General features: G+C 68.4%; 10 protein-coding genes and 1 pseudogene. 3 read left to right on the top strand and 8 right to left on the bottom strand.

Annotation, left to right across the window (positions count from 1 at the left end; genetic code table 11):
- A pseudogene (locus KBY78_RS14405) lies at positions 1 to 320 on the bottom strand (phycocyanin subunit beta); the annotation flags it as partial.
- A gap of 109 nt (positions 321 to 429) precedes the next feature.
- Here KBY78_RS14405 and KBY78_RS14410 point away from each other — a divergent pair.
- On the top strand, positions 430 to 1,683 hold the full coding sequence (locus KBY78_RS14410; protein ID WP_255144192.1) for a glutathione S-transferase family protein: 1,254 nt from the start codon (positions 430 to 432) through the stop codon (positions 1,681 to 1,683).
- Complete coding sequence (locus KBY78_RS14415) at positions 1,680 to 2,252, top strand: DUF2808 domain-containing protein (RefSeq protein ID WP_255144193.1); 573 nt, start codon at positions 1,680 to 1,682, stop codon at positions 2,250 to 2,252. Before KBY78_RS14410 ends, KBY78_RS14415 begins: the two co-directional genes overlap by 4 nt.
- Here KBY78_RS14415 and KBY78_RS14420 read toward each other — a convergent pair.
- Both KBY78_RS14420 and KBY78_RS14425 read right to left on the bottom strand, forming a co-directional pair.
- The gene (locus KBY78_RS14420) at positions 2,231 to 2,710 is read right to left on the bottom strand and encodes a VOC family protein (RefSeq protein WP_255144194.1); all 480 of its coding nucleotides are present in this window, start codon (positions 2,708 to 2,710) and stop codon (positions 2,231 to 2,233) included. The two genes, KBY78_RS14415 and KBY78_RS14420, sit on opposite strands and share 22 nt — an antisense overlap.
- A gap of 223 nt (positions 2,711 to 2,933) precedes the next feature.
- Positions 2,934 to 3,368, bottom strand: a complete 435-nt coding sequence (locus KBY78_RS14425) for a hypothetical protein (RefSeq protein ID WP_255144195.1) — start codon at positions 3,366 to 3,368, stop codon at positions 2,934 to 2,936.
- Positions 3,369 to 3,577: 209 nt separating this feature from the next.
- On the opposite strand from KBY78_RS14425, the gene KBY78_RS14430 reads away from it, so the two are divergent.
- Positions 3,578 to 4,276 (top strand): BMC domain-containing protein, encoded by a 699-nt coding sequence (locus tag KBY78_RS14430; protein WP_255144196.1) that lies wholly within the window; start codon positions 3,578 to 3,580, stop codon positions 4,274 to 4,276.
- Between the two features lie 33 nt (positions 4,277 to 4,309).
- On the opposite strand, the gene rdgB is transcribed toward KBY78_RS14430, so the two are convergent.
- The 5 genes from rdgB to KBY78_RS14455 all read right to left on the bottom strand — a co-directional run.
- Positions 4,310 to 4,912 (bottom strand): RdgB/HAM1 family non-canonical purine NTP pyrophosphatase, encoded by a 603-nt coding sequence (gene rdgB / locus KBY78_RS14435; protein WP_006170900.1) that lies wholly within the window; start codon positions 4,910 to 4,912, stop codon positions 4,310 to 4,312.
- Between the two features lie 6 nt (positions 4,913 to 4,918).
- On the bottom strand, positions 4,919 to 5,308 hold the full coding sequence (locus tag KBY78_RS14440; RefSeq protein ID WP_255144198.1) for a hypothetical protein: 390 nt from the start codon (positions 5,306 to 5,308) through the stop codon (positions 4,919 to 4,921).
- Positions 5,309 to 5,365: 57 nt separating this feature from the next.
- Positions 5,366 to 6,064, bottom strand: a complete 699-nt coding sequence (locus KBY78_RS14445; protein WP_255144200.1) for an SDR family NAD(P)-dependent oxidoreductase — start codon at positions 6,062 to 6,064, stop codon at positions 5,366 to 5,368.
- Entirely contained in the window at positions 6,065 to 6,274 is a 210-nt protein-coding gene (locus KBY78_RS14450) for a hypothetical protein (RefSeq protein WP_037980344.1), read from the bottom strand. It lies immediately after the preceding gene.
- Between the two features lie 56 nt (positions 6,275 to 6,330).
- Positions 6,331 to 7,412, bottom strand: a 1,082-nt coding sequence (locus tag KBY78_RS14455) for an NCS2 family permease (protein ID WP_255144202.1), incomplete at its 5' end; no start/stop codon positions are given.

The following is a 7,412-nucleotide window of genomic DNA, read 5'->3' on the forward strand; positions in this document are numbered from 1 at the left end:
TCTTCCAGGACGGAAGCATCGCCGGTGAAGACGGCGTAGGTGACGTAGCGGAGGATGATCTCCATGTCGCGCAGGCAGGCAGCCATGCGGCGGTGGGTGTAGGCGTTGCCACCGGGGGCGATCAGGGACGGCTGCTGATCGAACAGATCGCGAGCAGCGTTGGTGACGATCTTCGAGGCGTTGGAGGTGATGCGGTTGACGGCATCCATCCGCTTGTTGCCACCGGAGATGATCGCGCCAAGGGCATCGAGCTGGGCAGGGCTGAGGAATTCGCCGCGGGCATCAGCCTGGGCCACAACCTTGGTGAAGGCGTCGAACATGGAAGAGGAAGCGTTCAGGTCAAACGCTAGGAATCAGGGCCACCGCAGCGCGAGACGCCGGTCGTCCGCTCCTAGCCTCTGTTCATTGGGTTGATCCGCGTGGGCTGGTGTGACTGAAGCGACTGACCCGCTGGGCTGGGAGCAACTGACGGCGCTGGCCCCGGCCGAACCCGATCGCGTCAACGGCCCTGGCAGCGCCCAGGCCCTGCTGCGCCTCTTCGGGGCCAGCGAAGCGGAGGTGAGGGTCACCCTCTTCCGCGACCACCACGCCTGGTGCCCCTACTGCCAGAAGGTGTGGCTGTGGCTGGAGGAGAAGAGGATCCCCTACCGGATCCGCAAGGTCACGATGTTTTGCTACGGCGAGAAGGAACGCTGGTTCCGCCAACTGGTGCCCTCCGGCATGCTGCCGGCCCTCCAGCTCGATGACCGCGTGATCACCGAGAGCGACGACATCCTGCTGGCCCTGGAGCGGGCCTTCGGTCCCCTGGCACGGGGAATGACGGACCCCGCCGTGCTGCCCTTGCGCCAACTGGAGCGTGTGCTGTTCCGCGCCTGGTGTCAGTGGCTGTGCAGCCCCGGATTGAGCCCAGCCCAGGAGGAGCGGGCCGCTGTCCAGTTCGATCGGGTGGCCGCCACGGTGGATGAGGCCCTGCGATCAACCCCGGGCCCCTATCTGCTGGAGACGTTCAGCAGCGCCGATGTGGTGATCACTCCCTACATCGAGCGGATGAGCGCCAGTCTCTTCTATTACAAGGGCTATGACCTGCGCTCCCGTCACCCCGCCATCGCGGCCTGGTTCGCAGCGATGGAAACCCGCCCCAGCTACCTGGCCACCCAGAGCGACTTCCACACCCACGCCCACGACCTCCCGCCCCAGATGGGTGGCTGCCACGCCTGGATCACGCCGGAGCAGCAGGCCGCCCAGCGGCGCGTGGATGAAGGCCCCTGGCCCGTGGCCAGCCCTGATCCGGAAACCTCCCAGCCGGAGCCGGAGGGCTCGGCCCTGGTGGCCCTGGCAAGGGTGTTGAAGCACCGTCAGGCGATCGCGGCAGTCAACCCCGATGCACCGGAACGCTTCGATCGGGCCTTGCGCTGCGCCCTGACCGCCCTGGTGGGCGCACCCCAGCCCCTGCCGCCGGCAGGGTCCGCCCCGGGCCTGCGCTATCTGCGCGATCGCATCAGCGTGCCCCGCGACATGCCCCTGCACGCCGCCCGGCGGCTGCGCCAGGCCCTCGGAGCCGCCATCGCAGCGGCAGAGGGCTCGAAGGAGGCGTTGTCGCCTCTACCCAGGCAGCACCGCCGCGATCAGGACCCCAGGCCCTTTCAACAGCGGAAGCCAGACCTGGAGCCGATCGGCCGATGAGGGGCCCACGGCGCGGTTTCCGGCTGCTGGCCGCCTCGGCGGCTGTTGCCCTGGCCGTATGGGCACCACTCCCGCTTGTGCCCGCAGCTGCAGGCGACACCGAGCCGGGAGGGCAGACGTCCTTCCTGCGGGCCCCCTGGAAACTGCGCTGGCGCACGTACTACTCAACAGTCTTTCTTCGCGGCGGCGAGTATTACGTCACGATCGAGATGCCCGAGGAGGCCGGTGCGGGGCTGGGGGCGTTGGAGATCCGTCAGATCTCGGGAGCCGACTGGCGCTTCTCCTTCGACGACTCCCGCACCCGTGCCTTCCTGGGCCAGCCCAGGCGGGAAGGCCCGCCAGTGCCGGTCCAGGCCAGCTTCAACGACGCCAGCAGGCTGTTTCGCATCAGCTTCCCGACGCCGCCCACTCCGGGGCAGACCGTGACAGTGGCACTGCGGCCCTGGAGCAACCCCTCCAGCGCCGATGTCTATCAATTTTCGGTGGTGGCCTTCCCAGCCGGCCCCAATCCAGTGGCCCAGCAGGTGGGCATTGCCAGGATGTCGATCTACGAGCTGGTGGATTTCTGATCACCATCGCCTGAGGGGCGTTCTCCGCGGCGTTCACCCACCAGGTGGTGATCCTCCAGCCCGGTGATCGCCTCGGGGTTGCTGTAGTGCTTGAACTCCAGCCAGTTGCCCGAGGGATCGATCAGAAACAGACTGCGATGCTCCAGGGGAGTACCGGCAAAACGCAGGCGCGGTTCGCCCCCCAGCCGCAGGCCCTGAGCGTGGGCCCTCTGCTCGAGGGAGTCGAGCTCCTCAGCGCTGGCGAACACCAGGCCGAAATGGCGGGGGTAGATGCCCTTCTGGTTCTGGGGCGGGCCGGGCTCCAGATGGGCCACCAACTGATGACCGCCCAGCTCAAGCACCAGGGCCTCGGCGCTGCGGCGGCCGCGACGGCAGCCCAGCCCCTGCACGTACCAGTGTTCGGTGGCCTCCAGGTCGACGACCGGAAAGGCCAGATGAAACAGGGGCGAGGGCGACATCGCGACGGAGGCGCGGACGATCAGGCCAGTCTGGCGCCCACAGAAAAGCCCCCGGTGGACACGCGGGGGCTTTTCCGGAGCCAGCCATGCAGCCTGGGGGGCGCAGGCGGCTCTGGGGCCGACGGGGTGGAGGGGTCGCCGGTCGTTCCATTGCTAGCCCTGCTGACTCAGGCCTTGCCACTGGGGGAGACCAAACGCAACACGCGGGGGCCAGAGGGGGACTTCAGAGCCGGCGACGGAAACCATCGCTGAAGCCCACCGAGGGGGTGGAGCGCTCGTCACTGGCGCGGCTGAGCTGCCAGACATTGCGGCTGAGGCGCTGGGCGGTGATGCCGGCCCTGCGCACCACGGCGGTGCCGGGGCGGGCACCCAGCAGCAGGGTCACCTCCTGGGTGGTGAGGGGAGCGCCGGTCTGGACGGCCAGGGCGATCGCCTCGAGACGGCCCTTCAGGGTCGACACGGTGACGGATCCTTCGACTTCGGCATCGAGATCGAGCAGGGGCAGCTCAGCGCCCGTGCTGGCCATGCCGCGCATCAGACCCAACCCCACGACGGCCAGGGCCTGCTCGGGTTTGACACCCTGCTCAATCGCCCCGCTGATCCACTCGGAGAAGGTGGTGGTGGCAGGGTTCACCGTGCTGCTGGATTTCGAAGCCACGGCGCTGATTCTCAAGGGTCTTGAGGTGAAGGTATCGGCTGAGCCCGGGCACGCAAGGGGCCAGCGTCTCTGAAGAAAGAATCCAGAAGGGCCAAAGGGTAGGATCCGGCTGCTTCCTCGAGAACCCAGTCCCCTGGGGATTCGGCCGGCTCGTTCAGGCCGTCGCACCACCCATCCCGCAGGTCTCCTTGATGCCCCGTTCGTCACGGATGGATTCCCGCCCGCCGAACGATTCAGGCCGAAGTCGTCAGGTTCGCCTCACAGGCAGCCACAGCCCCGCAGTCCAGCCGCGCCAGTCCATCGAGCTGCGCGCCTACGTCTTTCTCGACTCGCTGCAGCCCCAGCTGGCCGCCTACATGGGCACGGTGTCCCAGGGCTTCCTGCCCATTCCCGGCGACGCCTGCCTCTGGCTGGAGGTGGCCCCGGGCATGGCCGTGCACCGCCTCACCGACATCGCCCTCAAGGCCAGCACCGTGCGCCTCGGCCAGAAGGTGGTGGAGCGGGCCTTCGGGAGCCTGGCCCTCTACCACCGGGATCAGAGCAGCGTGCTGCTCTCCGGTCAGGCCGTGCTGGAAGCGATGGGCACCACGGTGGAACGGCGTGGCCGCTGTGAGGTCACCTGGGACGAGATCATCCGGGCGATCACCCCCGACCATGCGGTGCTGATCAACCGTCAGAACAGGCGCGGCTCGATGATCCTGGCTGGCATGAGCATGTTCATCCTCGAGACCGAACCTGCCGGCTACGTGCTGATCGCCGCCAACGAGGCCGAGAAGTCTTCGAACATCACCGTGGTGGATGTGAAGGCCGTGGGCGCCTACGGCCGACTCACCCTGGCGGGCCGGGAGGGCGACATCGACGAGGCCGCGGCCGCCGCCATGAGGGCGATCGAAATCATCAACCGCTGAAGCCCACGTACTCCTTCTTCAGGAACAGGGGATTCAGGGCCGGCCATTCACGTTCAGGCCCAGCATCCGGGGCAGAGCGACCGCCAGAGTGCGCAGGGCCTTGGCGCGACTGCCGAGCTTCTCCAGCTGATGGGGGGGCATCTCAGCGAGGGTGCAGCCCGCCTCGCGCACATGCAGCAGACGGTTGTAGCCGTAGCCGGGGGCAGCCACGGGCTGGAGCAGGATCTCCCCCCGGCAGATCCCCTCCGCCTCGAGCACGGTGCTGCCGCTGGGGTCGGCCAGGGCCAGGGCACTGATCAGGGCCGCACTGCGGTAAGGGGTGTCCCCCAACTCCTTCAGCAGACGGGCCATGCGCTGCTCATCGCCCTGGGCGTAGCGGGCCGAGTACACGCCTGGGGCACCAGCGAGGGCATCCACCGCCAGGCCGGAATCATCGGCCAAGGCCCAGCGGCCCGTGATCCGGGCCACGGTTTCCGCCTTCAGCCGTGCGTTCTCGGCGAAGGTGCTGCCGGTTTCCTCCACCTCCAGTCCCTCGGGCTGGGGAATCACCACCAGATCAAGTGAGGCCAGCATCGCCTCCATCTCGCGGATCTTGTGGGGGTTGCCGCTGGCGATCACCAGCACGGGCCTGGGCATGGCGGCTCAGCCCTGGGTGGCCAAAGGCCGGGATCCCTGCCTGGGCACGGGGCCATCGCGGTCGGAGCGGAAAATCAGCTCCAGGTCGCCGGCATGGTCGGGCAGCAGGGCGATCAGCGCGGCGAGGGCCTGAAGGGTCTGAGGCGCGCCCTTGATCATCGTCTCGGAGCTCATCAGCACCACATCCAGCTCGGGGCCATCGGCCTGGGGCTGAACATCAGCGAAGAGCTGCACCACCATCCCCTGGGGAGGAACGCGCAGCACGCCACTGAGGTGGGACGGACTCTGGTGGTCGAATTCGGCATTCAGGCGCTGCAGCGCGGGCATCAGCTTCGGGATCAGCTCATGGCCCGCCGCAGGCCCCCGGGGCTTGAGCACGATGATCAGACGAGCCATCTCCGCCGCTGCGTTCGAGGCCCGCATCCTTGCGCAGCGCCGCCCCCTCAATGCCCTTCAAGTCTCCCGCTGACAGCTGATGGCCAGCTCAAAGGGCACGGCACTGACCGGCAACGCCAGCAGAAGGCTCACCTGGGCTGCCAGATCCTCCGGCTGGGTCATCTCCTGGCGCGGGATGGCCTGCACCGCCGCCGCCATCTCGGTGTTCACCCAGCTCGGACAGATGGCCGTGACCCGGATGCCTGCCTCCCAGCCCTCCTGGCGCATGCAGTCGCAGAGGGCCATCAGGGCGAACTTGCTGGTGGCGTAGGCCGCCAGGCCCCCCTTCACCCGCTTGCCACTCATCGAGACCAGCGTGATGATCCGCCCCTGGCCGCTGCGCACCAGCCAGGGCCAGGCCGCCCGGGTCAGCCACCACGGGCCCATCAGGTTCACGGCCCACAGCCGCTCCGGATCCGCCGCTTCCGCCGCGCTGAACAGCAGCCCGGCGCGAGAGAACACTCCGGCGCAGTGGATCAGACCATCGACCGCACCAAAACGCTCGGCCGTAGCCGCCACCCAGGCCTCGGCGCTGGCCGGCTCGGTGGCCTTGTAGGGGTGCAGAAGCACCTGCGCCGATGGCTCCAGTGAGGTGTCCTCAAAAGCCTGGGGGGAGCGCACCCCCAGGCTCAGGCGATGGCCCTCAGCCGCTAGGCGTGTGGCGATCGCCCGGCCGATGCCGCGGCTGGCGCCACTGATCAACAACGTGCGAGGCATTCAGCCCTGGTGGTAGGCCGGGTCGAGCCAGCAGCGGGGCATCGCTTCATCCGAGGGGAACACCAAGTCGGTCTTGGTGAACGACTGCGGTTCCTGCATCTCCTCGCCAGCGTGGAAACGCCCGCTCAGACAAGCGGCGAAGGGGTCCATCAATTGCTTGACGTCGAGCACCTCCACCAAGCTGCCGTCGGGACGGTACTTCAGGAACATGGGGCCCTCCAGGGGATCTATCTCCGCTGTAGATCCGCCCCGGGCCATCTGGAGCATCAGCGTGGTGGAGCGTCACCGACTGAGCGGACGCCACGGAGGGAGCGCCGTTGCGCCCAGGCCGCCGCAGCGAACACCGCCGCCATCACCAGATAGCCGAGAGCCCAGTCGGCACCGGTGCCCCAGCCCAGGTTCAAGACGGTGTCGGCGGGAGTGAAGCGCCAGGCGTGGATCAGCCCGAACCAGGAACCGGCGCCCGCCAGGGCCGCGCAGGCCGATGCCGCCAGGAAGCGCTGCTCGATCACATACACCAGCAGAGCTGAGAGCAGCATCGCCGCCACGATCTGCCCCTGCTCGAGGGCGAAGGCTCCCGCCGCCCAGACGTCGGCCTGCTGCAACGGAAGCAGCAGCGCAGGCCCGAAGGGTGGCCCCGCCGCGCCGGCGCCGCCGGCCCGCAGCCCGGCTTTGAGCAGCAGGGCACCCCAGCCCGCCAGCCCCGGCATCATCCCCAGAACCACGGCCGGGGCATGGGCCGCAGGGGTGGCCTGGAAGCACTGGGCGGCGATCACGATGCCGATGTAAAGAACGATCGCCATGCCGGCCTCGATCGGCACCAGCTGGCCCACCAACCCGAACAGGCCGAACAGGCAGCCCAGGCCCATCAGCAGCCCGTTCAGCCAGGAGTAGCCGATCCTGGCGCCCATCCCCTTCCAGCCGGGATGGCCGATGTAGATGGTGGTGGGGAAGCAGGAGCCCAGCAGCGCCGCCGCGATCGTGCCCACGCCGTTGATCAGCAGCGATCCCTTCACGGGATAGCGGTCGCCGGCGGCCTCGGCGCTCTCCAGGTTCTGCAGTGAGCCGAGAATGTTGAACAGTCCCATCGGCACGATCACGCCGATCCAGGGCAGCAGCTGGTCACGGGCCTGCCAGAGAGCCCCCAGCTGGAGCCTGGGCAGATGCCAGCCCACCTGGGCGGCATTGACCTTCCAGCTGATGGGATCCAGGCGCAGCAAGCCAGTGGCCGCCGCCAGGGCGATGCCGAGCAGCACCGCCAGCAGGCCTCCTGGGATGGGCAGGCGCAGGTTCCCGTAGTAGGTGAGCAGGATCACCGCCAGCACCGCCAGCCCCACGACGGGATGGG

This window comes from Synechococcus sp. EJ6-Ellesmere, from assembly GCF_024345875.1.
Lineage (GTDB): Bacteria > Cyanobacteriota > Cyanobacteriia > PCC-6307 > Cyanobiaceae > Regnicoccus_A > Regnicoccus_A antarcticus.

Bases quoted from the DNA above. Each gene is read 5' to 3' on its own strand.
- KBY78_RS14430 (WP_255144196.1), top strand. From the start codon at position 3,578: ATGGATTCCCGCCCGCCGAACGATTCAGGCCGAAGTCGTCAGGTTCGC.
- KBY78_RS14420 (WP_255144194.1), bottom strand. From the start codon at position 2,710: ATGTCGCCCTCGCCCCTGTTTCATCTGGCCTTTCCGGTCGTCGACCTG.
- KBY78_RS14450 (WP_037980344.1), bottom strand. From the start codon at position 6,274: ATGTTCCTGAAGTACCGTCCCGACGGCAGCTTGGTGGAGGTGCTCGAC.
- KBY78_RS14415 (WP_255144193.1), top strand. From the start codon at position 1,680: ATGAGGGGCCCACGGCGCGGTTTCCGGCTGCTGGCCGCCTCGGCGGCT.
- KBY78_RS14445 (WP_255144200.1), bottom strand. From the start codon at position 6,064: ATGCCTCGCACGTTGTTGATCAGTGGCGCCAGCCGCGGCATCGGCCGG.
- rdgB (WP_006170900.1), bottom strand. From the start codon at position 4,912: ATGCCCAGGCCCGTGCTGGTGATCGCCAGCGGCAACCCCCACAAGATC.
- KBY78_RS14440 (WP_255144198.1), bottom strand. From the start codon at position 5,308: ATGGCTCGTCTGATCATCGTGCTCAAGCCCCGGGGGCCTGCGGCGGGC.